This window comes from Isoptericola sp. NPDC060185 (assembly GCF_042728595.1).
Classification (GTDB): domain Bacteria; phylum Actinomycetota; class Actinomycetes; order Actinomycetales; family Cellulomonadaceae; genus Isoptericola.
Genome location: NZ_JBHWYY010000001.1, coordinates 122,575 through 148,032 on the forward strand (window position 1 = coordinate 122,575; position 25,458 = coordinate 148,032).

General features: G+C 74.5%; 27 protein-coding genes. 21 read left to right on the forward strand and 6 right to left on the reverse strand.

Annotated elements, in window-relative coordinates; translation table 11 throughout:
* Positions 1–156 precede the first annotated feature (156 nt).
* A complete protein-coding gene (locus tag ACFWDO_RS00590) occupies positions 157–912 on the forward strand; it encodes an SDR family NAD(P)-dependent oxidoreductase (RefSeq protein ID WP_380318399.1) in 756 nt (251 codons plus the stop codon).
* Between the two features lie 10 nt (positions 913–922).
* Here ACFWDO_RS00590 and ACFWDO_RS00595 read toward each other — a convergent pair whose 3' ends face one another.
* Positions 923–1,723 (reverse strand): SOS response-associated peptidase, encoded by an 801-nt coding sequence (locus tag ACFWDO_RS00595; RefSeq protein WP_380318402.1) that lies wholly within the window; start codon positions 1,721–1,723, stop codon positions 923–925.
* A gap of 92 nt (positions 1,724–1,815) precedes the next feature.
* On the opposite strand from ACFWDO_RS00595, the gene ACFWDO_RS00600 reads away from it, so the two are divergent.
* The gene (locus ACFWDO_RS00600) at positions 1,816–3,045 is read left to right on the forward strand and encodes a multidrug effflux MFS transporter (protein ID WP_380318405.1); all 1,230 of its coding nucleotides are present in this window, start codon (positions 1,816–1,818) and stop codon (positions 3,043–3,045) included.
* Positions 3,046–3,234: 189 nt separating this feature from the next.
* Here ACFWDO_RS00600 and ACFWDO_RS00605 read toward each other — a convergent pair whose 3' ends face one another.
* Both ACFWDO_RS00605 and ACFWDO_RS00610 read right to left on the reverse strand, forming a co-directional pair.
* A complete protein-coding gene (locus tag ACFWDO_RS00605) occupies positions 3,235–4,590 on the reverse strand; it encodes a permease prefix domain 1-containing protein (protein ID WP_380318219.1) in 1,356 nt (451 codons plus the stop codon).
* Positions 4,590–4,961 (reverse strand): PadR family transcriptional regulator, encoded by a 372-nt coding sequence (locus ACFWDO_RS00610; protein WP_380318216.1) that lies wholly within the window; start codon positions 4,959–4,961, stop codon positions 4,590–4,592. The genes ACFWDO_RS00605 and ACFWDO_RS00610 overlap by 1 nt, the downstream gene beginning before the upstream one ends.
* 188 nt (positions 4,962–5,149) lie before the next feature.
* Between ACFWDO_RS00610 and ACFWDO_RS00615 the strand changes: the two genes are divergently transcribed.
* Both ACFWDO_RS00615 and ACFWDO_RS00620 read left to right on the forward strand, forming a co-directional pair.
* Positions 5,150–7,492, forward strand: a complete 2,343-nt coding sequence (locus tag ACFWDO_RS00615) for an esterase-like activity of phytase family protein (protein WP_380318213.1) — start codon at positions 5,150–5,152, stop codon at positions 7,490–7,492.
* 93 nt (positions 7,493–7,585) lie between these two features.
* Complete coding sequence (locus tag ACFWDO_RS00620; RefSeq protein WP_380318210.1) at positions 7,586–8,890, forward strand: LCP family protein; 1,305 nt, start codon at positions 7,586–7,588, stop codon at positions 8,888–8,890.
* Positions 8,891–8,903: 13 nt separating this feature from the next.
* Here the strand turns inward: ACFWDO_RS00620 and ACFWDO_RS00625 are convergent, their stop codons facing one another.
* Entirely contained in the window at positions 8,904–9,845 is a 942-nt protein-coding gene (locus ACFWDO_RS00625; protein ID WP_380318207.1) for a LysR family transcriptional regulator ArgP, read from the reverse strand.
* Between the two features lie 85 nt (positions 9,846–9,930).
* On the opposite strand from ACFWDO_RS00625, the gene ACFWDO_RS00630 reads away from it, so the two are divergent.
* Complete coding sequence (locus ACFWDO_RS00630) at positions 9,931–10,560, forward strand: LysE/ArgO family amino acid transporter (protein ID WP_380318204.1); 630 nt, start codon at positions 9,931–9,933, stop codon at positions 10,558–10,560.
* Positions 10,561–10,562: 2 nt separating this feature from the next.
* Here ACFWDO_RS00630 and ACFWDO_RS00635 read toward each other — a convergent pair whose 3' ends face one another.
* Positions 10,563–11,774, reverse strand: a complete 1,212-nt coding sequence (locus tag ACFWDO_RS00635) for a pyridoxal phosphate-dependent aminotransferase (RefSeq protein WP_380318200.1) — start codon at positions 11,772–11,774, stop codon at positions 10,563–10,565.
* 249 nt (positions 11,775–12,023) lie between these two features.
* On the opposite strand from ACFWDO_RS00635, the gene ACFWDO_RS00640 reads away from it, so the two are divergent.
* The 10 genes from ACFWDO_RS00640 (at position 12,024) to ACFWDO_RS00685 (ending at position 19,011) form a co-directional block, all read left to right on the forward strand.
* Positions 12,024–13,286 (forward strand): CpaF family protein, encoded by a 1,263-nt coding sequence (locus tag ACFWDO_RS00640; RefSeq protein WP_380318197.1) that lies wholly within the window; start codon positions 12,024–12,026, stop codon positions 13,284–13,286.
* Positions 13,286–14,143, forward strand: a complete 858-nt coding sequence (locus ACFWDO_RS00645; RefSeq protein WP_380318194.1) for a type II secretion system F family protein — start codon at positions 13,286–13,288, stop codon at positions 14,141–14,143. Before ACFWDO_RS00640 ends, ACFWDO_RS00645 begins: the two co-directional genes overlap by 1 nt.
* Positions 14,140–15,081: a type II secretion system F family protein gene (locus ACFWDO_RS00650; RefSeq protein WP_380318191.1), complete on the forward strand. Its 942-nt coding sequence runs from the start codon at positions 14,140–14,142 to the stop codon at positions 15,079–15,081. The genes ACFWDO_RS00645 and ACFWDO_RS00650 overlap by 4 nt, the downstream gene beginning before the upstream one ends.
* Positions 15,082–15,140: 59 nt before the next feature.
* Complete coding sequence (locus tag ACFWDO_RS00655) at positions 15,141–15,332, forward strand: hypothetical protein (RefSeq protein ID WP_380318188.1); 192 nt, start codon at positions 15,141–15,143, stop codon at positions 15,330–15,332.
* Between the two features lies 1 nt (position 15,333).
* Positions 15,334–15,738: a VOC family protein gene (locus ACFWDO_RS00660; protein WP_380318185.1), complete on the forward strand. Its 405-nt coding sequence runs from the start codon at positions 15,334–15,336 to the stop codon at positions 15,736–15,738.
* Positions 15,735–16,151: a TadE family protein gene (locus ACFWDO_RS00665; protein ID WP_380318183.1), complete on the forward strand. Its 417-nt coding sequence runs from the start codon at positions 15,735–15,737 to the stop codon at positions 16,149–16,151. The genes ACFWDO_RS00660 and ACFWDO_RS00665 overlap by 4 nt, the downstream gene beginning before the upstream one ends.
* Entirely contained in the window at positions 16,148–16,669 is a 522-nt protein-coding gene (locus tag ACFWDO_RS00670; protein WP_380318180.1) for a pilus assembly protein, read from the forward strand. Before ACFWDO_RS00665 ends, ACFWDO_RS00670 begins: the two co-directional genes overlap by 4 nt.
* Positions 16,666–17,142, forward strand: coding sequence for a hypothetical protein (locus ACFWDO_RS00675; RefSeq protein WP_380318177.1), 477 nt, complete (start codon positions 16,666–16,668; stop codon positions 17,140–17,142). The genes ACFWDO_RS00670 and ACFWDO_RS00675 overlap by 4 nt, the downstream gene beginning before the upstream one ends.
* 99 nt (positions 17,143–17,241) lie before the next feature.
* Positions 17,242–17,685 carry an RrF2 family transcriptional regulator gene (locus tag ACFWDO_RS00680; RefSeq protein WP_380318174.1) on the forward strand — a complete coding sequence of 148 codons (444 nt, stop codon included), beginning with the start codon at positions 17,242–17,244 and terminating at the stop codon, positions 17,683–17,685.
* 75 nt (positions 17,686–17,760) lie between these two features.
* A complete protein-coding gene (locus ACFWDO_RS00685) occupies positions 17,761–19,011 on the forward strand; it encodes a globin domain-containing protein (protein ID WP_380318171.1) in 1,251 nt (416 codons plus the stop codon).
* 35 nt (positions 19,012–19,046) lie between these two features.
* On the opposite strand, the gene ACFWDO_RS00690 is transcribed toward ACFWDO_RS00685, so the two are convergent.
* Positions 19,047–19,583, reverse strand: a complete 537-nt coding sequence (locus tag ACFWDO_RS00690; protein WP_380318168.1) for a putative glycolipid-binding domain-containing protein — start codon at positions 19,581–19,583, stop codon at positions 19,047–19,049.
* A gap of 106 nt (positions 19,584–19,689) precedes the next feature.
* Here ACFWDO_RS00690 and ACFWDO_RS00695 point away from each other — a divergent pair, with 106 nt between their 5' ends.
* From ACFWDO_RS00695 to smpB, 6 genes are all read left to right on the forward strand, one after another.
* Positions 19,690–20,067, forward strand: coding sequence for an ankyrin repeat domain-containing protein (locus ACFWDO_RS00695; RefSeq protein ID WP_380318165.1), 378 nt, complete (start codon positions 19,690–19,692; stop codon positions 20,065–20,067).
* A 31-nt stretch (positions 20,068–20,098) separates the two neighbouring features.
* Complete coding sequence (gene prfB / locus ACFWDO_RS00700; protein ID WP_380318162.1) at positions 20,099–21,214, forward strand: peptide chain release factor 2; 1,116 nt, start codon at positions 20,099–20,101, stop codon at positions 21,212–21,214.
* A gap of 182 nt (positions 21,215–21,396) precedes the next feature.
* Positions 21,397–22,329, forward strand: coding sequence for a cell division ATP-binding protein FtsE (gene ftsE, locus ACFWDO_RS00705; protein WP_380318159.1), 933 nt, complete (start codon positions 21,397–21,399; stop codon positions 22,327–22,329).
* Positions 22,330–22,331: 2 nt separating this feature from the next.
* Positions 22,332–23,243, forward strand: coding sequence for a permease-like cell division protein FtsX (ftsX, locus tag ACFWDO_RS00710; RefSeq protein WP_380318156.1), 912 nt, complete (start codon positions 22,332–22,334; stop codon positions 23,241–23,243).
* 8 nt (positions 23,244–23,251) lie between these two features.
* Positions 23,252–24,730: a peptidoglycan DD-metalloendopeptidase family protein gene (locus tag ACFWDO_RS00715; RefSeq protein WP_380318153.1), complete on the forward strand. Its 1,479-nt coding sequence runs from the start codon at positions 23,252–23,254 to the stop codon at positions 24,728–24,730.
* 94 nt (positions 24,731–24,824) lie between these two features.
* Complete coding sequence (smpB, locus tag ACFWDO_RS00720; protein ID WP_380243402.1) at positions 24,825–25,325, forward strand: SsrA-binding protein SmpB; 501 nt, start codon at positions 24,825–24,827, stop codon at positions 25,323–25,325.
* Positions 25,326–25,458 lie beyond the last annotated feature (133 nt).

Here is a 25,458-nt window from a genome sequence, read left to right on the forward strand (position 1 = left end):
GGGTCTGGGGGCCCGCGCGGGCGCGCCCCCCCCCCGGTGGGTGCCCGGGGGGGGGCCCCCCCCCGGGCGGCCCCCCGGGGGCCGGCGGGCGCGCGGTGGGTGGGGGACGTCGGGCACCGGCCGGTGCCCGACGTCCCACCTTCTGAGGAGTTCGTCATGGACCTGGGTCTGCAGGGGCGCACCGTCGTCGTCACGGGGGCGTCCGGGGGGATCGGGCGGCACGTCGCCGCGCAGTTCGGCGCGGAGGGCGCCGACGTCGTCGTCACGTACCGGGAGTCGAAGGACGACGCCGCGCGTGTCGCGGAGGAGATCGGCGGGCGCGCGCTCGTCGTGCGCTACGACCAGACCGAGGACGGCGCGGCGGAAGGGCTGCGTGACGCCGTCCTCGCCTGGACGGGGCGGGTCGACGTGCTCGTCAACAACGCGGTGACCTGGAGCCCGCCGGGTCCGGGCGGCCCGCGCGGCTTCGAGCACGTGCCCGACGACGCCTGGCTCGAGACCGTGCGGGCGAACGTCGAGGGGGCTGTGCGCCTGACCCGCGCGGTCGCGCCGACGATGCGCGCGCAGCGCTGGGGTCGGCTGGTGCACCTGTCGTCCAGCCTGGTGCGCGACGGCGACGAGGGCACGGCGTACTACGCCACCGCCAAGTCCGCGCTGCACGGGTTCAGCCGGTCGGTCGCGTTCGCGCTCGGGCGCGAGGGCGACATCCTGTCGAACGTGGTGCTGCCGGGCCTCACCCGGACGGTGCGCAACGCGGGGATCGTCGAGGCGTTCGGCGAGGCCACGGCGGCGCGCGCCCCGCTCGGTCGCCTGCTCGAGGCGCGCGAGGTGGCGACCGCGATCGTCTACCTGGGGTCGGCCGCGAACACGGGGATCACCGGCCAGGAGGTCGCGGTGACCGGCGGGGCCTGACGGACGGCTCTCAGGCCCCGCCCGCGGTGACCACGTCCGGGTCCCGCGGGTCGGGGTCGGCCTCGATGAGCGACGGGCGGTTGTTCTGCACCGACCCGACGGCGTCGCCCACCGGCCGCGTCGCCATCGCGACCTGCGGGCCGGTGACGATCCCCATCGCCTGCTCGGCGCCGACGGCCGGGTCGAGCCACGCGTCCCACGCGCCGCGGGGGAGGATCACCGGCATGCGGTCGTGGATCCGCTCGAGGTCGGGGGACGCCGCGGTCGTGACGACCGTCGCGGACACGAGCCAGCGGTCCGGGTCGTCGTCCGCCTTCGTCCGGTCGCGCCAGAACTCGTAGAGGCCGGCGAGCGCGGCGACGCCGCCGTCGTCCGGGTGGATCCAGTAGGGCTGCTTGGGCGCCTTGCTCCTCGACCCCGCCCTCGCGGGCGCTCCCGGGGGCAGGTCCAGCTTGCGCCACTCGTAGTAGCCGTCCGCCGGGAGCAGGCAGCGGCGCACGGCCAGAGGCTTGGCGAAAGCCGGCTTGTCGAGGAGCGTCTCGGAGCGGGCGTTGATCATGCGCGCGCCCACCGACGGGTCCTTCGCCCAGGACGGCACGAGACCCCAGCGGGCGAGCTGCATCGTGCGGGTGATCTCGCCGGTGCTGCCGCCTTCGAGCCGGCGCGGGCGCTCGACGACGATCCGCACGGCGTCGGTCGGCGCCACGTTCCACGACGGCGGGAGGAGGCGCGCGTCCTCGGCGATCTCGGCGAGCGCGAGGTCGTCGGAGAGGTCCTGGGCGTCGCGGAAGGACGCGTAGCGGCCGCACATGGGTCCATCGTGACGCATCCCACCGACAGCCCCGGCGACGGGGACGGGGAATCCCCTGGGCACGCTCGTATCGTTTCGATAGGATGGCGGCCATGCCCGACGACTCCGCGAGACTCCCGCGCGCCCGCTCTCCGTTCCGTTGGGTCCTCATGCTCGGCGCCCTCGCGGCGCTGCCGGCGTTCACCGTCGACATGTACCTGCCGTCCCTGCCCCAGGTGGCGGCCGACCTCGGGTCCTCCGCCTCCTTCGCGCAGCTCTCGGTGTCCGTCATGCTCCTCGGCGGCGCGCTCGGCCAGCTCACCATCGGCCCGCTGTCCGACCGGTACGGGCGGCGCGCGCCGCTCATGTGGGGCCTCGCGCTGCACGTCGTGACGTCGCTGCTGTGCGCCGTCGCGCCCAACATGACCGTGCTGGTGGGCCTGCGCCTCCTGCAGGGCTTCTTCAACGCCGCCTGCGGCGTCGCCGCCATGGCCGTCGTGCGGGACCGCTTCGTCGGGGCCGAGGCCGCGCGCATCCTGTCCCGCCTCATGCTGGTCATCGGCGTCGCGCCGATGCTCGCGCCCACGTTCGGCTCCGCCGTCGCGTCCGCGGCCGGCTGGCGCTGGGTCTTCGGCGTCCTGGCGCTCGCGGGCGTCGCGATGGCGGTCGTCGTGTGGCGCTTCATGCCGGAGACGCTGCCCGCCGTGCGGCGCCAGACCGGCGGCACGCGCAGCGTGTTCGCGGGCTACCGGACCCTCGTCAAGGACAAGCAGTTCATGGCGCTCGCGGTGATCCCCGGGCTCGGGCAGGCCGTGCTGATGAGCTACGTCGTGGGCTCGCCGTTCATCTTCCAGGAGGGCTACGGCCTCACCCACGGGCAGTTCTCCCTGTTGTTCGCGGTCAACGGGCTCGGGCTGGTGCTGTCCGCGCAGGTGAACGCCGCCCTGGTGCGCCGGGTCGCGCCGATCCGGCTGCTGCGGGCGGCGCTGGCGATCCAGGGCGTCGTCGGCGTCGGCCTGCTGGTGGTCGCGCTGACCGGCGCGGGCGGCCTCGTCGGGCTGCTCGCCATGCTGTGGCTGGTGCTCGCCTTCCAGGGACTCGTGCCCGCCAACGCGTCGGCCATCGCGCTGTCGCGCCACGGCGAGCGCGCGGGCACCGCCGCGGCCGTCATCGGCGCGGTGCAGTCCGGCATCGCCGGCCTGGTCTCCCCGCTGGTCGGCGTGCTCGGCGGCGACGCCGTCGCCATGTCCTGGGTGATGCTCGCCGCGCTCGCGTGCGCCATCGCCGTCCTCGCGTTCGCCACCCCCGCCTACCGCAAGGACGGCTGGGTCAAGCTGGCCTGACCGGCCACCGCTCCGCCGAACAGGCGGTGGGGGGGCCGGGGAAGCCGCACGCGGAGGGGGGGCCCCCGGGACGCCCCCCCCCCGGGCCCCCCCCCGCCGGGCGCGCCGGGCCCGCCCCGACCCCCCGGCGGCGGCCTGCTCACCCCCCCCGCCCCCGCCCCCCCCCGTGCCGGCCCCCGGCCGGGGGCGCTACGCGAAGGCGAACAGCGGGCCGAACGCCACCACGACCAGCGCCGCCCACACCGCGTAGAGGGGCAGGAAGCGCGTCTGCCACCGGGTCAGCGCGCCGAACGGAGCGCGCTCGCGGACGAACCCGAGCAGCAGCCAGCCCGAGCGGCCCAGGTGCACCAGCAGCAGCAGGTTCAGCCCGAGGGCGGCCGCCTTGTTGGGGCTGACGCCGAACTCGGCGATGCGGGTGAGCATGGCGGTGAGCGCGACGGCGTCGACGGCGAGCGCCGCGACGACGAGGGCCAGCTGCAGGGCGTCGAACCACCCCGCGCGGGCGAGCGAGTCGCGCGCCGACACCGAGTACAGCAGCAGGCACAGCACCAGCACGAGGATCGCGTCCATGAGGATGAGCAGCTCGCGGTCCGCGCCCGCGAGGTCGCCGGCCGTGAGCAGCACGACGAGCGTCACCAGCAGCATCACGAGGGTCAGCGGCGTGAAGACGCGCGTGAGCACCGGCGCGATGTTCTCCACCACGTCCTGCTTCGCCTCGACCAGCCAGGCGGCCACGACGACGGCGCCGGGCACGGCGAACGGCAGGATCCAGCCCTCCATCGCGGGCTCGATGTCGACGCCGACCAGGCTGAGGGTGGCGCCGGTGAGGCCGAGCAGCACCCCGCCGCCGATGGCCAGGAGCGTCACGTACACGACCAGCTCCCCGGTGAACCGGGCGAAGTCCATCCGCGGCTCCTGCGCCCGCCACCGGCCGCCCACGTAGGTGACGCCCACGAGCGCCCACAGCACCACCGGGGCGTGGATCGCCGCCAGCAGCACCGTGGAGCCGCCCGGGGCGTAGGGGTAGACGTTGAGCACCACGGCCAGGACGGCGTACGGCACCAGCAGCGCGAGCAGCACGCGCCACGACACGCGGCGCTTCCACGCGAAGTACGCGGCCATGAACGGCGCCGTGAGCAGCGGCAGGTTGCGCAGCAGCGCGGTGTCCTCGTGGATCGCGGTGAGCCCGACCTTCGCGGCGACGCCCGCGCCCACGGCCAGCGCGAGCACGACGGCGAGCTCGCGCCACGTCGGGCCGGCGGCGTCGTGCTCGGGCGCCTCGGGCACCAGCACGAGCTGCTTCCAGAGCCGCTCGGAGTGCTCCCGGGCGAACTCGCGCGAGACGGCGTCCAGGTTGCCCATCCGGCGCACGGCGACGAGGAACGCCTCGTCGTCGTCGAGCCCCGTGGCGACGAGGTCGGCGACCCGCCCGCGCAGGTGGTCCTCCATCTCGTCCACGTCGGCGGCGGAGATGGCGCGGCGCCGCTGGACGTACGAGCGCCACTGGTCGATCTGCGCCTCCAGGCGCTCGTGCGGCCCGGCCATCAGGCCCACCCGTCGGCGGTCGCGGGACGCGGGGCGGACGCCTGCGCGGCGTGCCAGACGTGCTGCAGCACGTCGGCGACGACGGACCACTGCTGTTGCCGCTCGGCGAGCGCCTGCCGCCCGGCCGAGGTGATCGCGTAGTGCTTGCGGCGGCGGCCGGCCTCGGACGTGCCCCAGGAGGCGACGACGAGCCCCAGCCGCTCGAGGCGGTGGAGCAGGGGGTAGAGCATCCCGTCGGTCCATTGCATGCGGCCGCCCGAGAGCTCGGTGACGCGCTTGAGGATGGCGTACCCGTACGACTCGCCCTCGGCCAGGATGCCGAGCACGAGCGGGGTGGCCGACGCCGCCACCAGGTCCTTGTCGAAGCGCACGGCGCCTCCCGATGTCTTGAGCTGCGATTGTCTTGAGCTGCTATGTCTAGTACTGCTAGGCATTCGTAACCTAACAGATCTAGGGGTGAGCGGGCAGGGGTACCGGGCCACGGGATCGTCATCCAGCGGACCTTCAGGGTTCATCCGGGGTTGGGGGTGACGTCGCGGGGCGTCGGTGTCATCGGTCCATGACTCGTTCACTGAGGCACGCCCGCACGCTCCGCGCCGTCGCCGCGGGGACCGCCGCCGTCGTCGCGCTCACGGCCGCGAGCTCCGCGGCCGCCGCCGGCCCCCATCCCGGCGGTGCCGGCGGCGACGGCCACGGCCGGCCCGGCACGAACCACCAGGTCACGACGCACCAGGTCACGACGCACCAGGTCACGACGCACCTGGTCCCGACGCTGGAGGGGCGCGCCACCCTCTCCGCCGACCACCTCGCCGACGGCCCGCCGTCGGGCGCCGCGGCGTCGCCGGGCAACGGCCGGCAGGGCCCGTGGGACGGCCAGGTGATCCCCGGCTTCTCCGCGATGGTCGACAACGGGGACGGCACGTTCTGGGCCCAGCCGGACAACGGCTTCGGCGCGAAGGGGAACTCCGCCGACTTCCTCCTGCGCAGCTACCTCGTGAAGCCCGACTGGGACACGGGGCGGGAGGGGGCGCAGGGCGGTTCGGGCGAGATCGAGGTGCTCGACCACCTCTCCTACAACGACGCGAACGGCCTCCTCGACTTCGACATCGTCAACGGCGACACCCCGGAGCGGCTGCTGACCGGCGCGGACCTCGACATCGAGTCCGTGGCGCGCGCCGACGACGGCACGCTGTGGGTGGGCGACGAGTTCGGGCCCTTCCTGCTGCACTTCGACTCGGGCGGCACGCTCCTGGAGAAGCCGTTCCCGCTGCCGGGCGGTCGCAAGTCGCCGCAGAACCCCTACCTCGCGGACGGCGAGACGCCCACCGTGCGCGCCAGCCGTGGCTTCGAGGCGATGGCCCGCTCCGGCCGCTACCTGTACCCGGTGCTCGAGGGCGCGCTGACCACGGACACCGACCAGCGCCGCCGCGTGATCCACGAGTTCGACACGCGCCGCGGGCAGTACACGGGCCGCACCTGGGCCTACCAGGCCGACCAGGAGGCGAACGTCGTCGGCGACGCGTTCACGGTCGGCAGGAACCGGCTCTGGGTGGTCGAGCGCGACGACTTCGAGGGCCCGGCGTCGGTGAGCAAGCGCGTCTACGAGATCGACCTCACGCGCACCGAGCCCGACGGCGACGGCGGCCGCTACGTCCGCAAGGAGCTCGTCCTGGACGCGCTGCGGGTGGACAACCCGCGCGGCATCGACGCGGGGGAGGGCTACGGCCTCGGCGAGACGTACGCCCTGCCCGTGCAGTCCTTCGAGACGGTGCTGCGCCTGCGCGACGGCCGCATCCTCCTCGCCAACGACAACAACTACCCGGGCAACGCCGCGCGGAACCCGGGCACGCCGGACGACACCGAGATGGTCGTCATCGACCTGAAGAAGACGCGCACCCGGGACGACGGCGTGACCGTCATCGGGCACCGCGGCGCGTCCGGCGACCGGCCGGAGCACACCCTGGCCTCCTACGAGCAGGCGATCCTGCAGTGCGCGGACGTCATCGAGCCCGACGTCGTGGCCACCAAGGACGGCGTGCTCGTCGCCCGGCACGAGAACGAGATCGGCGGCACCACCGACGTCGCCCAGCACCCCGAGTTCGCCGACCGACGCACCACGAAGACCATCGACGGCTCGACGGTGACCGGATGGTTCACCGAGGACTTCACCCTCGGGGAGCTGCGCACCCTGCGCGCCGTCGAACGCCTGCCGAAGGTGCGGCCGGAGAACACGGCCTTCGACGGGCTGTACCAGGTGCCCACCCTCGACGAGGTGCTCGACCTCGCGCGGCACTCCGAGACCTGTGACGGCCGGCCGGTCGGCGTGGCCCCCGAGACGAAGCACCCGACCTACTTCGACTCCGTCGGCCTGTCGCTGGAGGCGCCGCTCGTGGCCGCGCTGCGCGCGAACGGGCTCGACTCGCGCCGCGCGCCGGTGGTGGTGCAGTCGTTCGAGACCGGGAACCTGCGCGAGCTGGACCGGCGGACCGACGTGCGGCTCGCCCTCAACGTCTCGGCGAGCGGCGCCCCGTACGACCTGGTCGCCGCCGGCGACCCGCGCACGTACGCCGACCTGGTGACGCCGGCCGGGCTGCGCGGCGTCGCCCGGTACGCCGACATCGTGAGCCTGGAGAAGAACGTCGTCGTGCCGCGCACCGCGGCCGGCACGCTCGGGCGGCCCACCCCCGTGGTGCGCGACGCGCACCGGGCCGGGCTCGAGGCGTACTCCTGGACCTTCCGCGCCGAGAACCAGTTCCTGCCTGCCGAGCTGCGCTCGTCGGCGGACCCGACCGCCCACGGCGACCTGGCCGCCGAGCTCGACACCTTCCTCGGCACCGGCCTCGACGGCGTCTTCTCCGACCAGCCCGGGCTCGCCGTCGCCGCGGTCGCGGCGCGGCGCTGACGCTCCGTCCACCGTCCGGCGGGCGCGCGAGGGACACCGGGTGAAACCGCTGTCCCTCGCGCGTCCGCGCTGCTCAGGCCCTAGGATCGCGCTGTGCGGACACTGCCGCGGCACGCGACCTCCCTCGCCTCGCACCGGGTCGTCCGCTCGATCGCCCTCGTCGTCACCGCGGTGGTGGCGTTCGGGTCGGCGGCGGCGGTCGCGTCGTTCGTCGACCTGCGCTCCCAGATCGGGGTGTCCGACGTCGACGGCCTCCTCGCCGAGGACGACCGCCCGCCCGCGGTCGCCACCGAGCAGGACCCGAGCGACCCGTTCGCCGGCAAGGACCTCAACATCCTGGTGATGGGCACCGACTTCCGCGACGAGGCCAACGCCAAGATCGCGGGCGCGGGCGACGAGTTCCACTCCGACACCACGCTGCTCGTGCACATCTCCGGCGACCGCAGCCGCATCGAGGCCGTGTCGATCCCGCGCGACTCGCTTGTCGACATCCCGTCGTGCAGGCTCCCCGGCGGCGGCCAGACCGCGCCGCACACGAACGCCATGTTCAACACCGCGTTCGCCCTCGGCGGCGGGCCGGGCAAGGACGTCACCGGCGCGGCGGCCTGCACCATCCACACCGTCGAGAAGCTCACCGGCGTGCGCATCGAGGACCACGTCGTCGTGCAGATGACGGGCGTGATCGGGGTCGTCGACGCGATCGGCGGCGTCACCATGTGCCTGCCCGAGGCGGTCAAGGGCAAGCGGGTGGACCTCGACCTCAAGGCGGGCCGCCAGACGCTGGACGGCACCACCGCGATCAACTTCCTGCGCGCCCGCAAGGGCGAGGGCATGGGGCTCGAGATCGGCAGCGACCTCAAGCGCATCGAGCGGCAGCAGGCGTTCTTCGACGCGACGATGCGCCAGATCCTGTCGCAGAACGTCATCACCGACTCGCCCCGGCTCTACCGCATGGTGCGGGAGATCCTCGGCTCCATCTCCACGGACCCCGACCTCGCCAGCCCGACGGCGCTCGCCGGCCTCGCGTGGAGCATCCGCGACATCGACCCGGCGCGGATCGTCTTCACGTCCGTGCCCGTCGTCGACTCGGTGAGCCAGCCCGGGCGGGTGGAGTGGACCTCCGCCGCCGACGAGATCTGGGCGCGCATCCGCGCCGACAAGGCCCCGCCCGGCATGCCCGGCGCCGGGAAGAAGAAGGGCTCCCCGGCGTCGTCCTCGTCGACGCCCGGCAGTTCGACGCCCGGCAGTTCGACGCCCGGCGGCTCGACGCCCGACGCCACCCGCGTCGACGACGACGTCCTGTCGCCCGACGACGGGTCGAGCTCTTCCGGGGAGTCTTCCGGGCCGTCGTCCACGCCGTCGCCCAGCCCGTCGCTGCTGCCCGGCGTCTGCGCCTGACGCCCCTGGGAGGTCAGCGCTGGGGGAGGACCCGTCGTGCCTCCGTGCGCAGGGCGTCCGTCACGCGGTCGAGCACCTGGGAGCGCAGCTTCCACTGCTGCAGGTAGACGGGCACCTCGACGACGGCGTCGGCGGCGAGGGCGCGCACCTCGCCCCGCTCGAGGGCGTCGCCGAGCACGGGGAACCGGGCGCCCGGTCCGGGCAACGGGCCCCACATGCCCCAGCCGAGGCCGCGGCGGACGGCGTCGAGGAACTCCGCCGTGCTCGGCACGTGGTGGCGCGGCGGGTCGGGCACGGGGGAGCCGGCCGCGGCGGCGACCTCGCGCAGCCAGGCGTCCTGCAGGTCGTCGGCGCGGTCGAAGACGACCATCGGGGCGCGGTCGAGGGCCTCGGGCGTGGCGCCGTCGGGGAACCACCGCTCGATGACGGCGGGCGTCGCCGCCGGCCGGTAGCGCGTGATCCCGAGCAGGGCGGAGCTGCAGCCCTGCACCGGCTCCCGCTGGGACGTGACGGCGGCCATGACCACGCCCGCGGGCAGCAGGTCCACGGTGCGGTCCTGGTCCTCGCGGTGGAGGTCGAAGCAGACCCCCTCCACCCCGGCGAGGGCGGGCAGCACCCACGTGGCCAGCGAGTCCGCGTTCACGGCCAGCGGCACGGTGACAGGTCGGGACGCGTCGGCCTCGTCGGTGCCGGCCGCACCCGGTCCGAGGGCGTGGCTCGCCTCCGCGCCGAGCAGCTCCACCTGCCGCGCCAGGCGCAGCAGCGTGCCGCCCGTCGCGGTCGGCGTGACCGGCCGGCTGCGGCGCACCAGCACCGACCCCGCGGCGTTCTCCAGTGCGCGCACGCGCTGGCTCACCGCCGACGGCGTCACGTGCAGCGCGCGGGCGGCGCCCTCGAACGAGCCCTCCGTGACGACGGCGGCCAGTGCCTCGAGCTGGCGGGAGTCCCAACGCATGGCCCCTACCGTAGATGAAGCAACGCTTGATCAGATGAAGGAACCGTAGATGGACTTCATCGTCCGACCTGCCTAGCGTCGTGCCGTGCTCACCGTCCTCGCCGGCCTCGGCTTCGGCCTGTCCCTCATCGTCGCCATCGGCGCCCAGAACGCGTTCGTGCTGCGTCAGGGCGTGCGCCGCGAGCACGTCGGCCTCGTCGTCGCCGTCTGCGCCGCCTCGGACGTCGTGCTCTACGCCGCGGGGACCGCCGGGCTGGGCGCGCTGGTCGTGAGTCACCCCGTCGTGGTGGAGGTCGCACGCTGGGCGGGCGCCGTCGTCGTCCTCGGGTACGGGGCGCTCGCCGCGCGGCGGGCCTGGCGGGGCGACGAGGCGGGACTGGCCGCCGCGTCGGACGGCGCCGTCCCGGACGCGGGGCGCCGCGCGCGCCCGGTGCTGCTCACGGCGCTCGCGCTCACCTGGCTCAACCCGCACGTGTACCTGGACACCGTGGTCCTGCAGGGGTCGCTCGCCGCGTCGTACGGCGACGCGCGCTGGCTCTTCACCGCCGGGGCCGTCGTCGCGAGCGTGCTGTGGTTCGCCGGCCTCGGGTACGGCGCGCGGCTGCTCGCCCCGGTGCTCGCCCGGCCGGGGGCATGGCGGGTCGTCGACGGCGTCGTCGCCGCGATCATGCTGGTCGTCGCCGTGAGCCTGGTGCTGCCCGCGCTCGCGGCGTAGCCCTACGACGCGAGGCGGTGCAGGCGGCGGGTGGCGTCGCGCAGCACGTCCTCGCGCTTGACGAACGTGAACCGCACGCGTGACGCGAGCGCCGCCGCCGTCGTTGAGCCCGGGAGGCAGAACGCCGACACCGGCACGCCGACCACGCCCGCGAGGTCCGGCAGGCGGCGGCACAGCTCGTGGCCGTCCGGCTGCCCCAGAGGTGCGCCGTCCGCCACGACGAAGTAGGTGCCCTGCGGCACGACGACGTCGAACCCGGCGGCGGTCAGCCCCTCGCACAGCAGGTCGCGGCGGGAGGCGAGCGACGCCGCGAGCGCCCGCGGCGCCTCGTCGTCTGCCAGGGCGCGGGCGATGGCGGGCTGGAACGGCGCACCCGAGGTGTAGGTGAGGAACTGCTTCACCGTGCGCACGGCGGTGACGAGCTCCGCCGGCCCGTGCACCCAGCCGACCTTCCAGCCGGTGAGGCTGAACGTCTTGCCGCTGGAGGAGACGGTGAGGGTGCGGCCCGCCATGCCGGGCAGCGTGGCGATCGGGACGTGCACGGCGTCGTCGAAGGTGAGGCGCTCGTACACCTCGTCCGTGAGCACGAGGGCGTCGACGTCGCGCGCGACGGCCGCGACCTGCTCCAGCTCGGCGCGCGTGAGGACGGTGCCCGTGGGGTTGTGCGGCGTGTTGAGCACGATGAGGCGCGTGCGCGGGCCGGCCGCCGCGCGCAGGGCGGCGGCGTCGAGCCGGAACCCGTCGGCGGTGAGCGGCACGGGCACGTGCGTCGCACCGGCCAGCGCGATGCCCGCCGCGTGCGAGTCGTAGAACGGCTCGAGCGTGATGACCTCGTCGCCCGGGCCGGCGAGCGCGAGGATCGACGCGGCCAGCGCCTCGGTCGCGCCGGTCGTGACCAGCACCTGCGTGTCCGGGTCGACGTCGAGACCGTAGTGGCGGTGCTGGTGGTCGGCGATCGCGCGCCGCAGCTCGGGCACACCGTCGCCGGGGGAGTACTGGTTGCGGCCGGCGTCGATCGCGTCCTTGGCGGCCTGGCGGACGAACTCCGGGCCGTCGACGTCGGGGAACCCCTGGCCCAGGTTGATCGCGCCCGCGCGGGCGGCGAGCGCCGTCATCTCCGCGAAGATCGTCTGGGCCACGGCGCCGTCGGCGCCGAGCAGCCCCGTCGCGCGCGCGACGTCGGTCCAGCGGCCGGTCGGAGGAGAGGTCGGCATGGGCCGACCCTAGCCCCGCGGCGACGGGTCCCCGCCACCGCGGGGCCCAGCATCTGAGACGGCCGGGGCGGGGTTCCGACGGGCGTCGGACGGGGCGTCGCGCCTGGTCACGGGGATCGACGGACCGGCGGGGGCCCGCCGCGGGCGAGGTTCTCCACAGGGCGTCCTCAGGCAGTTGCCCGAGACCCCTATCCTGGTCCCTCCTTGCCGCCCGGCGCACCGCCGGACTCGACGAGAGGTCACCGATCAGTGTCGATCGACACGCTTGCGCCGACCGGCGCCGCAGCGATCCTCGAGCACGAGGTCCGCGAGCTCGTCCGACGTCGGGCGCTCGACCCCGTCCGCGACCGCGCGGGCCTCGAGCGACTGGCCGCGGAGGCCGCCGCCGACTACTCGGACCGTGCCGCCCGCGGGCTCGTGCCCGCCCTCGCCGACCCGCAGGGCGCGACGCGGGCCGTCGTCGACGCCCTCGGCGGCCTCGGGCCGCTGCAGCGCTACCTCGACGACCCCGAGGTCGAGGAGATCTGGATCAATGAGCCGGCCAAGGTGTTCGTCGCGCGGCGCGGCGTGCCGGAGCTGACCACCACGATCCTCACCGCCGTACAGGTGCGCGACCTGGTGGAGCGGATGCTCAAGGCGTCCGGCCGCCGCCTCGACCTCAGCAGCCCGTTCGTCGACGCGTCGCTGCCGGGCGGCGAGCGACTTCATGTCGTGATCCCCGACGTCACCCGCAGCCACATGGCCGTGAACATCCGCAAGCACCTGGTGCGCGCTGACCACCTCGACCACCTGGTGCGCCTGGGCTCGCTCACGCCGCACGCGGCGGCATTCCTCGATGCGGCCGTGCGGGCCGGGCTGAACGTCCTGGTCTCCGGCGCGACGCAGGCGGGCAAGACCACGATGCTCAACGCGCTCGCGGGCTCGATCCCGACCGGTCAGCGGGTGATCTCCTGCGAGGAGGTCTTCGAGGTGCGGTTCGCCGCGCGCGACCACGTCGCGATGCAGTGCCGCCAGCCGAGCCTCGAGGGCACCGGCGAGATCCCGCTGCGACGCCTCGTGAAGGAGGCGCTGCGGATGCGGCCGGACCGTATCGTCATCGGCGAGGTGCGCGAGGCGGAGAGCTTCGACCTGCTCGTCGCGCTCAACGCCGGGATCCCCGGCATGTGCACCGTGCACGCCAACTCGGCCCGTGGGGCGGTCACGAAGATGTGCACGCTGCCGCTGCTGGCGGGGGAGAACGTCTCGGACCGCTTCGTGGTGCCGACCGTGGCGTCGGCGATCGACCTCGTGGTGCACCTCGACGTCGCCGCCGACGGGTCGCGGCAGGTGCGGGAGGTGGTGGCCGTGACGGGCCGGGTCGAGGGCGACCGCGTCGAGACCGCCGGGATCTTCCACCGGCGACCCGCGGACCTGGGCGGCGACCTCGTGCGCGGCGACGGCTTCCCGCCCGGCGAGGAGCGGTTCGCGCGCGTCGGCGTGGACGTGCGGTCGATGCTCGCGGGAGGCCGCTGATGGGGGTCGTCGTCGGGCTGCTGCTCGGCGCGGGCCTGGTGTGCGTGTGGCTGTCGTGGTGGGAGCCGGCCGAGAAGTCGCGGCGCCGCGGCGGCCGGGGCGCCGTCGTGCAGGACCTGCTGGTGCAGGCGGGGGCGCCGTCGGTGACCCCGGCGGCCCTGTGGTGGCTCAGCGGTATGGCCGGCGTCGTCGTCCTGCTCGCGGGGCTGGCGCTCACCCGGTCGCCGGCGATCTCGGCCTGCTTCGCGCTGATGGCCGTCGTCGCGCCCGAGGCGCTCGTTCGGGTGCGCGCCCGCCGGCGCCGTCGGGACCTGCGCGAGGTCTGGCCCGAGGTGGTCGACCACCTCGCGTCCGGCGTGCGAGCCGGCCTGTCCCTGCCCGAGGCCGTGGCGCAGCTCGGGGAGCGCGGCCCGGCCGAGCTGCGCGAGGCGTTCGCCCGGTTCGCGGCAGACTACCGCGCCACGGGTCGCTTCGGTGAGTGCCTGGACCTGCTCAAGGCGCGCCTCGCCGACCCGGTCGCCGACCGCATCATCGAGGCGCTGCGGCTGACGCGCGAGGTCGGTGGCACGGACCTCGGCCGCCTGCTGCGGACGCTGTCGTCGTTCCTGCGCGAGGACGCCCGCACCCGCGGCGAGCTCGAGGCGCGGCAGTCGTGGACCGTCAACGGCGCGCGCCTCGCCGCCGCGGGGCCGTGGGTCGTGCTGGCGTTCCTCGCGTCACGGCCGGAGACGGCGCAGGCGTACAACTCGGCGGCCGGCGTGGCGGTGCTGGCCGCGGGCGCCGCCACCTCCGCCGTCGCGTACTGGCTGATGCGCCGCATCGGGCGGCTGCCCGAGGAGGGGCGGGTGCTGCGGTGATCGACCGGTGGTTCTCCCTCACGGGCGCGCTCGTGGGCCTGCTCGGCGGGCTCGGCGTCCTCCTCGTGGTCGCGCGGCTGCGCGCCCGCCGCGTGACGCTCGACCAGCGCCTCGCCCCGGCCCTGCGCCCGCGCGACGCCACGTCCGGCCTGCTGCGCGAGCAGCCGGTGCACACGCCGTTCCCGGCCCTCGAGCGGCTGCTGGCACCCTGGGTCGCGGACGCCGCGCACTGGTTCGACAAGCTCGGGTCCACGCGGGCGGACGTGCGCCGCCGCCTCGACCGTGCCGGTCGGGCGGAGACGGTCGAGGCGTTCCGCGCCCGGCAGGTCGTCTCGGTCGCGCTCGGCCTGGCGGCCGGGCTCGTGCTGGCGCTGCTGCTCGCCGCGGTGCGGGGGTCCTCCGTGGTGCCGCTCTCGGCCCTCGTCCTGCTGTGCGGGGCGGTCGGCTTCGTCCTGTGCGACCAGTGGCTCAGCCGTGCCGTGCGCCGCCGCGAGGAGCGGATGCTGGCCGAGTTCCCCACGATCGCCGAGCTGCTCGCCCTGGCCGTCACCGCCGGCGAAGGCCCCGTGCCCGCCCTGGAGCGGGTCGCGTCCACGGCACGCGGCGAGCTGTCGGGCGAGATCTCCGCCATGCTCGCGGACGTCCGGGCCGGCGCGCCGATCGCGGGAGCGCTCACCACCATGGCCGACCGGACGGGCCTGCCCTCGCTCACCCGGTTCGCCGAGGGTGTCGCCGTCGCCCTGGAGCGCGGCACCCCGCTCGCGGACGTGCTCCGCGCGCAGGCCCAGGACGTGCGGGAGTCCGGCAGGCGCGCCCTCATGGAGGCAGGGGGCAAGAAGGAGGTCGCGATGCTCGTCCCGGTCGTCTTCCTCATCCTGCCCATCACCGTCGTCTTCGCCGTGTTCCCCTCCCTCGCCACCCTCCGGATCGGCCTGTGACCGTGCTCGCCGACCACCGACCCAACCGCCGCCGCGCGGTGCCACCGAAAGGACCGACCATGCAGCAGCACGAGACCGAGAACCGGCCCCACGACCGCCCGGCCGCGGACGACCCGGAGCGGGGCGACGTGCCGGGGTGGGTGCTCGTCACCCTCATGACGGCGGGCTTGGTCGTCGCGCTCTGGGCGATCGCCGGGCCGCTGCTGGAGGGCGCGTTCACCCAGGCGATCTCGAGCGTCACGGGTCGCTGACGTGGCGATCGGCCGGCTGCACCACCTGGTCGTCGACTGCCCCGACCCGAGGGCGCTCGCGGAGTTCTGGTCGGCGGTGCTGGGCCAGGACGTCACGTACGCGGACGACGACTTCGTCGTGGTCGCGCGCAACGACCGGCACTCCGGCCTGGCGTTCCAGCGCGCGCCCGACCACCGGCCGCCGGACTGGGGCGACCCGGACCGCCCGCAGCAGATGCACCTCGACGTCATGGTCGACGACGTGGCCGAGGCCCACGAGCGGGTCCTCGCCCTCGGGGCGCGCCGCCTCACGGGCGCCGCGCCGGGCGCGGGCGAGGGTGACGTGTACGCCGACCCGGCCGGTCATCCGTTCTGCCTGGTCCCGCGCCCCGGGTGGGCGCCGCCGGTCGCCGACGAGCGCTCGTGACCCGCGACCGGGACAGGCGCCGGGAGCCGCGGGCGGAGGTGACGGACGGCGAGGCGGGCTCGGCCGTGGCCGAGTTCGTCATGGTCTCGGCCCTGGTGCTCGCGCTGTTCCTCGGCGTCGTGCAGGTGGCGCTGGCGATGCACGTGCGGGCCCTGTCGATCGACGCGGCGGCGGAGGGCGCGCGCGTGGCGGCGCGCGCGGACCGGGACCTCGCGAGCGGCGCCACCCGGACTCGCGACCTCCTCACCGCGGCGCTCGGCAGCCGGTACGCCGACGACGTGTCGGTGCGCAGCACGGTGCAGGACGGGCTCGACGTCGTGGAGGTCACCGTGCAGGTGCCGCTGCCCGTCGTCGGGCTGCTCGGCCCGTCGGGCGTCCTCACCCTGCGCGGCCACGCCCTGGAGGAGGCGTGAGCGCCCGCGCCCCGGGAGGTCGCGGCACCGACCTGCACGCCACCAACGCGGACGAGCTCGGCGCCGCCGCGGCGTCCGGCCGCGAGGTCGACCCCGAGTCCGGGGCTGCGCTGGTCGAGTTCCTGGGCACGGCGGTGCTGCTGCTGGTGCCGCTGGTGTACCTGGTGCTCACGGTCGCGCAGGTGCAGGCGGGCGCGTTCGCGGTGGAGGGCGCGGCCCGGGAGGCGGGCCGCGCCATGGTCACGGCCGACTCGTCGGCCGCGGGCGCCGAGCGGGCGCAGGCCGCCGCGGGCATCGCTCTCACGGACCAGGGCTTCGACGTCGGCGACGGCGCGGTGTCGCTCGAGTGCTCGGCGGACCCGTGCCTGACGCCGGGCGCGACCGTCGGCGTGCGCACCCGGCTCGAGGTCCCGCTGCCGTTCGTGCCCGAGGCGTTGCGCGGCTGGGTGCCGCTCGAGATCCCCGTCACGTCGACGCACGTCGCGACGGTCGACGAGTACGGGCAGGCGCGCCCGTGACCGCGCGGGACCGTGCGGCCCGGGGCTCGGACGAGGACGGCCGCATCATGCTGCTCACGGCGGGGATAGTGGCCCTGGCGTTGATGATCGTCGGCATGGTGGCCTCGGCGACGGCTGTGCACCTGGACCGCAAGCACCTGTTCGACCTCGCGGACGCGGTCGCCGCCGACGCCGCGGACGCGGTGCCGCGCGAGCGGCTCCTCGCCGGCGGGGCGCCGGCTCCCGAGGGGGAGGCGGTGCTCCGGCTCACCGCGGCGGACGTCGAGGCGTCCGCGCGCGCCTACCTCGCCGCGCACCCCGACCAGGCGGCGGGGCTGGACGGGCTGCGGGTCGTGGAGGCGTCGGCCCCGGACGGCCGGACGGCGCAGGTGGGGCTCACGGCGACGTCCCACCCGCCGCTGCTGCGCTGGTTCACCGACGCCGTCGGGGGAGGGTTCACGGTCGCGGCGACGTCGTCCGCGCGTGCCGGCTGAGTCGTCGGCCGAGTCGCCTGCCGAGTCACCGGCCGAGTGTGGAACTTCCCACACCGCGAAAAGACGCATCTGAGATTCCGATTTGGCTAGCCTGCGGGTGTGCAGCTCACCGCGTTCACCGACCTCGGCCTGCGCATCGTCATGCGCCTGGCCGTGCTCGACGCCGAGGAGTCCGCGACCACCCGCGCCCTCGCCGCGGAGCTGAACGTGCCCGCGGCGCACGCGGCCAAGGTCGTCACGCGGCTCGGCCGGCTCGGCGTCGTCGACGCGCGCCGGGGCCGCGCGGGCGGCCTGAGGCTGGCCGACGGCGCCCGGGCGGTGTCCGTCGGGTTCGTCGCCCGCTCGCTAGAGGGCGACGGGGAGGTCGTCGAGTGCGAGGGCGCGAACCCGTGCCCGCTGCGGGGCGGGTGTCGCCTGCGCGGCGCGCTCGCCCGCGCCCGCGAGGCGTTCTTCGCCGCGCTCGACCCGGTGACGATCTCCGACGTCGCCGCGGAGCCCACCCGGGACCTGCTGCTGCAGATCGGCACCCGCCCGCCCGGCTGAGACCTCCGGCGCCGACGCCCGCGCGACGCCGCCGGGCGCCCACGACGGAACCCGTAGAACAGACAGGAGTCACCCATGCTCACCCCCGAGTCCGCCGCCGTCGTCCGCGCCACGCTGCCCGTGATCGGCGGCGCGATCGGCGACATCACGCCGGTGTTCTACCGCCGCATGTTCGCCGCCCACCCCGAGCTCGAGCGCGACCTGTTCAACCGCGGCAACCAGGCCCGCGGCGACCAGCAGCGCGCCCTCGCGGGGGCCATCGCGGCGTACGCGACGCTTCTCGTGGACGACGGGCCGGACCCCCGCACGGTGCTGGCGCGCATCGCGCACAAGCACGCCTCGCTCGGGATCCTCCCGGAGCAGTACCCGACCGTGCACGAGCACCTGTTCGCCGCCATCGTGGAGGTGCTCGGCGAGGCCGTCACGCCCGAGGTCGCCGCCGCGTGGGACGAGGTCTACTGGGACATGGCCGACGCCCTCGTCGAGATCGAGCTGGGCCTGTACGCCGAGACGGGTGTGGCCCCCGGCGACGTCTGGCGCACGGTGACGGTCTCACGCCGGAGCCAGGAGTCGCCCGACACGATCTCGCTCGAGCTCGTCGCCCCGGACGGTTCCGCGCTGCCCGCCGCCCGCCCCGGGCAGTACGTCTCGGTGGCCGTGCACCTGCCCGACGGCACCCGCCAGATCCGGCAGTACAGCCTCACGGGCGGGGGAGAGCCGGGGGCGTGGGCGATCTCGGTCAAGGCCATCCTCGCCGGCGCGGGCCCGGCGGGCCTCGCCCCAGCCGGCGAGGTCTCCAACCACCTGCACGCCAACGCGTTCGAGGGCGACGGACTGGAGGTCTCGGCGCCCTTCGGCGAGCTGACGCTGGTCGAGGGTGAGAACCCGCTGGTGCTCGTCTCGGCGGGCATCGGGATCACGCCGATGATCGGCTTCCTGCACCACCTGCGCGACGCCGGCACCCCCCGGCGCGTGGTGGTGCTGCACGCGGACCGGTCGCCCGCCCGGCACGCGCACCGGGCCGAGCTGCGCGAGCTCGTCGACGCGATCCCCACCGCCGAGCTGCACCGCTGGTACGAGGACCTCGGGGCCCGCCCCACGCAGGACCGGTTGCGCTCCGGCTACCTCGACCTGGACGGCGTCGACGTGCCGCACGACGCGGACGCGTACCTCTGCGGCCCGGCGCCGTTCATGACGCTCGTCCAGTCCGCGCTCCTGGGCCGGGGCGTCACGGCCGACCGGATCCACCACGAGGTGTTCGGCCCGGGCCAGGAGATCGGCCAGGAGATCGGCCAGGAGATCGGCCAGGAGACCGCCGCGGCCTGACCCGCGGCCCCGGACCGAACGTCGGCCCGCCGGCCTCAGCCGTCGCCGGGCAGGCGGACGAACAGGCCGGGGTAGTCGACGACGAACCCGTCGGCGTCCACCGTGATCTCGCGCAGGAAGTCGCTGTCGCGGGACTCGTAGACGTAGCGGTCGGCGGACGGCCGGGTGTACCGCTGCCGGTCGGGCGTGACCTCGAACGTCGCGCCGTCGACGTACGCGGTGACGATGTCGGCCGCCGCCTCGACCTCCAGGCCGAGGCGGCGCACCGGCAGCGTGTTGGTGAACGGGGAGAACGAGAGGTCGACGTCGACGGCGCCGGCCAGGTCGGGCCGCTCCGTGCCGTCCGCCCGCCAGGCGCCCGCTTCGTCCCGGTCCAGGTCGAGCTGGCGGCCCGCGGACGACCACAGCCGCAGGCCCCGGAACTCCCACGCCGGCGTGAGCTCCATCGCGTACTCGATCCGCTCGGGCCCGAGGTCCACGAGGGACCGGGCGCGCAGCACGCCCTCGCGCAGGTCCAGGTCGAGGTGCTCGACGCTGCCCGCCGCGAGCCCGCGCCACCGGTAGGTCGTCATGGGGCACCTCCCTGTGTCCGCCGTGGCCCCAGGGGTCCAGCATCGGACGGGAACGGCGCCCTTGCCGGGCAGCGTGCCGCGCCGATGCGCCGGGTAGATTCGCCGGGTGACCGACGACAAGCTTCCCGTCGACCTGGACCAGATGTTCGACCTCGCCCGGGCGGGGGCCGACCTGCTGCTGGAGTTCGTCGACGCCGGGGTCCCGGCCGACCACGCGGACGCGCAGGGCAACACGCTGCTCATGCTGGCCGCCTACCACGGGCACGCCGGCCTCGTCCGCGGCCTGGCGGGCCGCGGGGCGGACGTCGACCGCGTCAACGCGCGCGGGCAGTCGCCCCTCGCGGGGGCGGTCTTCAAGGGCGCCGACGACGTCGTGGCGGCGCTGCTCGACGCCGGGGCCGACCCGGACGCCGGGGCGCCCAGTGCCCGCGACACGGCGCAGATGTTCGGCCGCACGCTGCCGGAGCCGCCGGCCCGGGACTGACGCCGGCCACGGACGGGTAACCTTGAGGATCGTGGCCACCATCGACTTCCCCGCAGAGATCAAGGCGCTGCGCGCCACCCTCGAGTCCATCGAGGCCGTGAGCGACCCCACCGTCCTGCAGGCGAAGATCGCGGACCTCTCCGAGCAGGCGGCCGCCCCGGACCTGTGGGACGACCCCGACTCGGCGCAGAAGGTGACCTCCGCCCTGTCCTCCGCCCAGGCGGAGCTCGACCGGGTCTCCCGGCTCGGCCGGCGCATCGACGACGTCGAGACGCTCGTGGAGCTGGGCCAGGAGATGGAGGACGAGGACTCGCTCGTCGAGGCGGAGGGCGAGATCGGCGCCATCCGCAAGGACCTCGACGTGCTGGAGGTCCGCACCCTCCTCAGCGGCGAGTACGACGCCCGCGAGGCCGTCGTCACGATCCGCGCGGGCGCCGGCGGCGTCGACGCCGCCGACTTCGCCGAGATGCTCCTGCGCATGTACCTGCGCTGGGCGGAGCGCCACGGCTACCCCACCAAGGTCATGGACACCTCGTACGCAGAGGAGGCCGGCCTGAAGTCGGCGACGTTCGAGGTGAACGCGCCGTACGCCTTCGGCAACCTGTCCGTCGAGGCCGGCACGCACCGCCTGGTGCGCATCTCGCCGTTCGACAACCAGGGCCGCCGTCAGACGTCGTTCGCCGCGGTCGAGGTGGTCCCGCTGATCGAGCAGACGGACTCCATCGAGATCCCCGAGTCCGAGCTGAAGATCGACGTCTTCCGCTCCTCGGGCCCCGGCGGACAGTCGGTCAACACCACCGACTCCGCCGTGCGCATGACCCACCTGCCCACGGGCACCGTCGTGTCGATGCAGAACGAGAAGTCGCAGATCCAGAACCGCGCCGCCGCCCTGCGCGTCATGCAGTCCCGCCTGCTGCTCATCCGCCAGCAGGAGGAGGCCGCGAAGAAGAAGGAGCTCGCGGGCGACATCAAGGCCAGCTGGGGCGACCAGATGCGCTCCTACGTGCTGCAGCCGTACCAGATGGTCAAGGACCTGCGCACCGAGCACGAGTCGGGCAACACGCAGGCCGTGTTCGACGGCGCGATCGACGACTTCATCGAGGCGGGGATCCGCTGGCGTCGCTCCGGCGGCGCCGACGCAGCCTGACCTCGGCCCGACCTCGGCCCGACCTCGGCCGCCCCCCGGGCGGCCGCCCGGACCCGCGACACACCGGCGTGTCCTTCCTGCCACCCTCCCTGCCGGGTGCGACTCTCGGAAATCGGGCAGCCCGGTCCTGACGTGACGTGGGCCGGTGCTGCACGGTCCACCAGGCAGGGAAGAGGCACGTCGTGATCCGGTTCGAGAACGTCTCGAAGGTCTACGCCCGAGGGGCACGGCCCGCGCTCGACGACGTCTCGGTCGACGTCTCGCGCGGGGAGTTCGTGTTCCTCGTCGGCGCGTCCGGCTCGGGCAAGAGCACGTTCCTGCGGCTGGTGCTGCGCGAGGAGCGCCCCACGGGCGGCAACGTGTACGTGGCGGGCCGCGACCTGTCGCGGCTGTCGAGCTGGAAGGTGCCGTCCCTGCGGCGCAGCATCGGCGTCGTCTTCCAGGACTTCCGCCTGCTGCCGGGCAAGACCGTGTACGAGAACGTGGCCTTCGCGCTGCAGGTGATCGGCAAGCCGCGCCACACGATCCGCACCACCGTGCCCGAGGTGCTCGAGATGGTGGGGCTGGACGGCAAGGAGAAGCGGCTGCCGCACGAGCTCTCCGGCGGCGAGCAGCAGCGCGTGGCCATCGCGCGCGCGTTCGTGAACCGGCCGCAGATCCTGCTCGCGGACGAGCCGACGGGCAACCTCGACCCGACCACCTCGCTGGGGATCATGCGCCTGCTCGACCGCATCAACCGCACCGGGACCACGGTGGTCATGGCCACGCACGACGACGAGATCGTCAACGAGATGCGCAAGCGCGTGGTCGAGCTGTCGACCGGGTCGGTCGTGCGCGACGAGGTGGACGCCGTCTACGGCGAGCGCGAGTCGATCCTGCCGCAGGTGGGCCAGACGCCGGTCCTCGACGCCCCGAGCCGGGGCGCGCGGGCCGTCGCGCCGCGCGTGCAGATCTCGCCCGAGCCCGCCGACCTCGAGGCCGACCGTGCCGCCGAGGCCGCGGCGGCTCGCGCGGCCGCCCCGCCGCCGGCGGAGGAGGCGGGCTCGTCGGCCGACGAGGTGGTGCAGCAGGTGCTGCGCGAGCACGAGCGCGTGCGCGCGGGACGGGAGGCCTGAGGGTGCGGCTCCAGTTCGTCCTCACCGAGGTCCTCGGCGGCCTGCGGCGCAACCTGACCATGGTGGTGTCCGTCGTCCTGGTGACGTTCGTGTCGCTCACCTTCGTCGGCGCCGCCGCGCTCCTGCAGACGCAGGTGACCAAGCTCAAGGGGGACTGGTACGACCTGGTCGAGGTCTCCGTCTTCCTCTGCCCGGACGGGTCCACCGCGCCGACCTGCGCCGACGGCGAGGCCACGCCGGAGCAGATCGACGCCCTGCGGGAGGTCATCGACACCGAGCTGTCGGACGTCGTGGCCACCACGTACTTCGAGAGCAAGGCGGACGCGTTCAAGGCGTTCACCACGATGTACCCGGACGGGTACCAGGGCACGCAGCTCACCGAGGACGACATGCAGGCCTCGTTCCGGCTGAAGCTGGTCGACCCCGAGCAGTACCAGGTGGTCGACGACGTCCTCGAGGGCCGCACCGGCGTCGAGGTCGTGGAGGACCAGCGCGAGGTGTTCGAACCGCTCTTCCTCGCGCTGGGTCGCGCCTCGCTCCTGGCGGCGGGCCTGGCGGGGGTGATGCTCCTGGCCGCGGTGCTGCTGATCACCACGACCATCAGGCTGTCCGCGGTGTCGCGGCGCCGCGAGACGGGCATCATGCGGCTCGTCGGCGCGTCCAACCTGTTCGTGCAGCTGCCGTTCATGCTCGAGGGCGCGATCGCCGCCCTGGTGGGGGCCCTGCTCGCCGTCGGGGGGCTGTGGCTCGCGGTGCAGTACCTGGTGACGGACTGGTTGCAGGACTCCGTCGACTGGGTGGCGTACGTGGACGTGGGTGACGTCCTGCTCATCGCGCCGCTGCTCATCGGCATCGCCGTGCTCCTGGCGGTGGTGTCGTCCGTGGTGACGCTCAACCGGTACACGAGGGTGTGAGATCGCAGATGACGACCCCAGGCACGACCCCGGGCGCGTCCCGGGGCGTCGGACGACGCGCGGTGGGCGGCCTCGTGGCCGCGGTGCTGGTGCTGGGCGGGGCGACGACGTCGGCCACGGTGACGGCGGGCGTCCAGGCGGCGCCGGCTGCGGCCGACCCCATCGACGACCAGCGGGCGGCGGCGGAGGCGAAGCAGCGCGCGAAGGAGCGCGAGCGCGACAGCCTCCAGGAGGAGCTCGAGGACACCAACGCCAAGTTCCGGCAGGCGGTGCTCGACCTCAACGAGGTCGAGGGGCGGCTCCCGGTGGCGCAGGCGGCGCTCGACGCGGCCGAGGCCAGGCTCGAGGAGGCGCGCCGCAAGGCCGCGATCCTCGCGCAGCGCCTCGCGGACGCGGAGGCCGAGGAGGCCGCCGTGTCGGGCCGGATCGACGCCGGCAAGGGCAAGGTCGAGGCGGCGCGGGCGGACGTCGTGCAGATGGCCCGCCAGGCGTACCGCAACGGTGACGACACCACCACGCTCGGCCTCGTCACCGGCGCGCAGTCGACGGAGGACTTCCTGGCGGAGTTCGCCGTCTCGTCGTCGGCGGCCCGCAGTCAGGCGCGCACCCTCACCGACCTGCAGGACGCCGAGGCGGTGGCCCGCAACCAGCAGGCCCGCCTCGACGCGATCCGCGCGGCGATCGCCGACCTCAAGCGCGAGGCCGACGCCAACGTGGCCGCGGCGGAGAAGGCGCAGCGCGAGGCCGCGGACCGCAAGGCCGAGGTCGAGCGGCTCATCGCCAAGCAGCGCAAGCTCAAGGCGTCGATCGAGTCGCAGAAGGCGAACGCGCTCGCGGAGCTCAAGCAGAACGAGAAGGCGCAGCAGAGCCTCGAGTCCGAGCTCAAGGTCATCATCCAGAAGCAGAAGGCCCGCGACGCCCGCCTGGAGGAGCAGCGGCGCAAGGCCGAGGAGGAGGCCCGACGCAAGGCCGCCGCCGAGCGCAAGTCCAGCAGCAGCGGCGGCGGGGGCGGCGGCTCCAGCTCCGGCGGGGGGTCGAGCTCCGGCGGCGGAGGTGGCGGGGGCGGCTCGTCGTCCTCGTCGGGCTCGTTCCTCGGCTGGCCGACGAACTACCACGTCGTGACCAGCTCGTACGGGATGCGGTTCCACCCGATCCTGCACTACTGGCGCCTGCACGCCGGCACGGACATCCGCACCTACTGCGGCACCCCGATCTACGCGGCGCAGAGCGGCTACGTGGAGCAGGCGTACTACGGCAGCGGGCCGGGCAACAACGTGCTCATCAACCACGGCACCTACAAGGGCAACAACGTCATGACGCGCTACCTGCACATGACCTACGACACCGTGCGGGTGGGTCAGTACGTCGACAAGGGGCAGGTCATCGGCTACTCCGGCTCGACGGGCACCGCGGAGGCGTGCCACCTGCACTTCGAGGTGTACGTCAACGGCAGCACCACGGATCCGATGGGCGGCTGGCTCAACTGACGCCCGTCCGCGGACCGCGGAAAAGCCCTGGCCACCCCCGGCGGCTCCCGTATCCTGGGTCGTCGCGAGACCGCGACCCCGGGAGGAGGGAACCATGTCGAGGGCCAACGGCGGGGCCAAGAAGAAGCAGGGCGACCCGCGCACGATCGTGGCGAACAACAAGAAGGCACGCCACGACTACGTGATCGAGGACGTCGTCGAGGCAGGGATCGTCCTGTCCGGCACCGAGGTCAAGGCGCTGCGCATGGGGCGGGCGTCGCTCCTCGACGGGTACGCCGCCATCGACCACGGCGAGGCCTGGCTCGAGAACGTGCACATCCCGGAGTACTTCCAGGGCACCTGGAACAACCACGCGCCGCGCCGCAAGCGCAAGCTCCTGCTGCACCGCGAGGAGATCGACCGGCTGGGCGTGAAGTCGCGGGAGAAGGGCCACACCCTCATCCCGCTGAGCCTGTACTTCCTCGACGGGCGCGCCAAGGTCGAGATCGCGCTGGCGCGCGGCAAGAAGGAGTACGACAAGCGGCAGACGCTCCGCGAGAAGCAGGACATGCGCGAGGCGCAGCGCGCGATCCGGCACCAGGAGCTCCTGGGCTGAGCGGGTCGGCTGAGCGGGACGCAGTCACCCGGGGCGCGGAAATAACGGCGCGGCCGGTGCGGTTCTTCCTCTAGACTGGAGGACGTCGGTGCGGGGCTCCCCGTGGCCGGCAGGGTCGGCAGACCCGGTTGAA

What these genes read in the sequence shown, in the direction of transcription:
- ACFWDO_RS00655 (WP_380318188.1), top strand. Translation starts at nt 15,141, where the DNA reads ATGCAGCAGCACGAGACCGAGAACCGGCCCCACGACCGCCCGGCCGCG.
- ACFWDO_RS00645 (WP_380318194.1), top strand. Translation starts at nt 13,286, where the DNA reads ATGGGGGTCGTCGTCGGGCTGCTGCTCGGCGCGGGCCTGGTGTGCGTG.
- smpB (WP_380243402.1), top strand. Translation starts at nt 24,825, where the DNA reads ATGTCGAGGGCCAACGGCGGGGCCAAGAAGAAGCAGGGCGACCCGCGC.
- ACFWDO_RS00685 (WP_380318171.1), top strand. Translation starts at nt 17,761, where the DNA reads ATGCTCACCCCCGAGTCCGCCGCCGTCGTCCGCGCCACGCTGCCCGTG.
- ACFWDO_RS00615 (WP_380318213.1), top strand. Translation starts at nt 5,150, where the DNA reads ATGACTCGTTCACTGAGGCACGCCCGCACGCTCCGCGCCGTCGCCGCG.
- ACFWDO_RS00600 (WP_380318405.1), top strand. Translation starts at nt 1,816, where the DNA reads ATGCCCGACGACTCCGCGAGACTCCCGCGCGCCCGCTCTCCGTTCCGT.
- ACFWDO_RS00595 (WP_380318402.1), bottom strand. Translation starts at nt 1,723, where the DNA reads ATGTGCGGCCGCTACGCGTCCTTCCGCGACGCCCAGGACCTCTCCGAC.
- ACFWDO_RS00605 (WP_380318219.1), bottom strand. Translation starts at nt 4,590, where the DNA reads ATGGCCGGGCCGCACGAGCGCCTGGAGGCGCAGATCGACCAGTGGCGC.
- ACFWDO_RS00715 (WP_380318153.1), top strand. Translation starts at nt 23,252, where the DNA reads ATGACGACCCCAGGCACGACCCCGGGCGCGTCCCGGGGCGTCGGACGA.
- ACFWDO_RS00590 (WP_380318399.1), top strand. Translation starts at nt 157, where the DNA reads ATGGACCTGGGTCTGCAGGGGCGCACCGTCGTCGTCACGGGGGCGTCC.
- ACFWDO_RS00625 (WP_380318207.1), bottom strand. Translation starts at nt 9,845, where the DNA reads ATGCGTTGGGACTCCCGCCAGCTCGAGGCACTGGCCGCCGTCGTCACG.
- ACFWDO_RS00690 (WP_380318168.1), bottom strand. Translation starts at nt 19,583, where the DNA reads ATGACGACCTACCGGTGGCGCGGGCTCGCGGCGGGCAGCGTCGAGCAC.
- ACFWDO_RS00635 (WP_380318200.1), bottom strand. Translation starts at nt 11,774, where the DNA reads ATGCCGACCTCTCCTCCGACCGGCCGCTGGACCGACGTCGCGCGCGCG.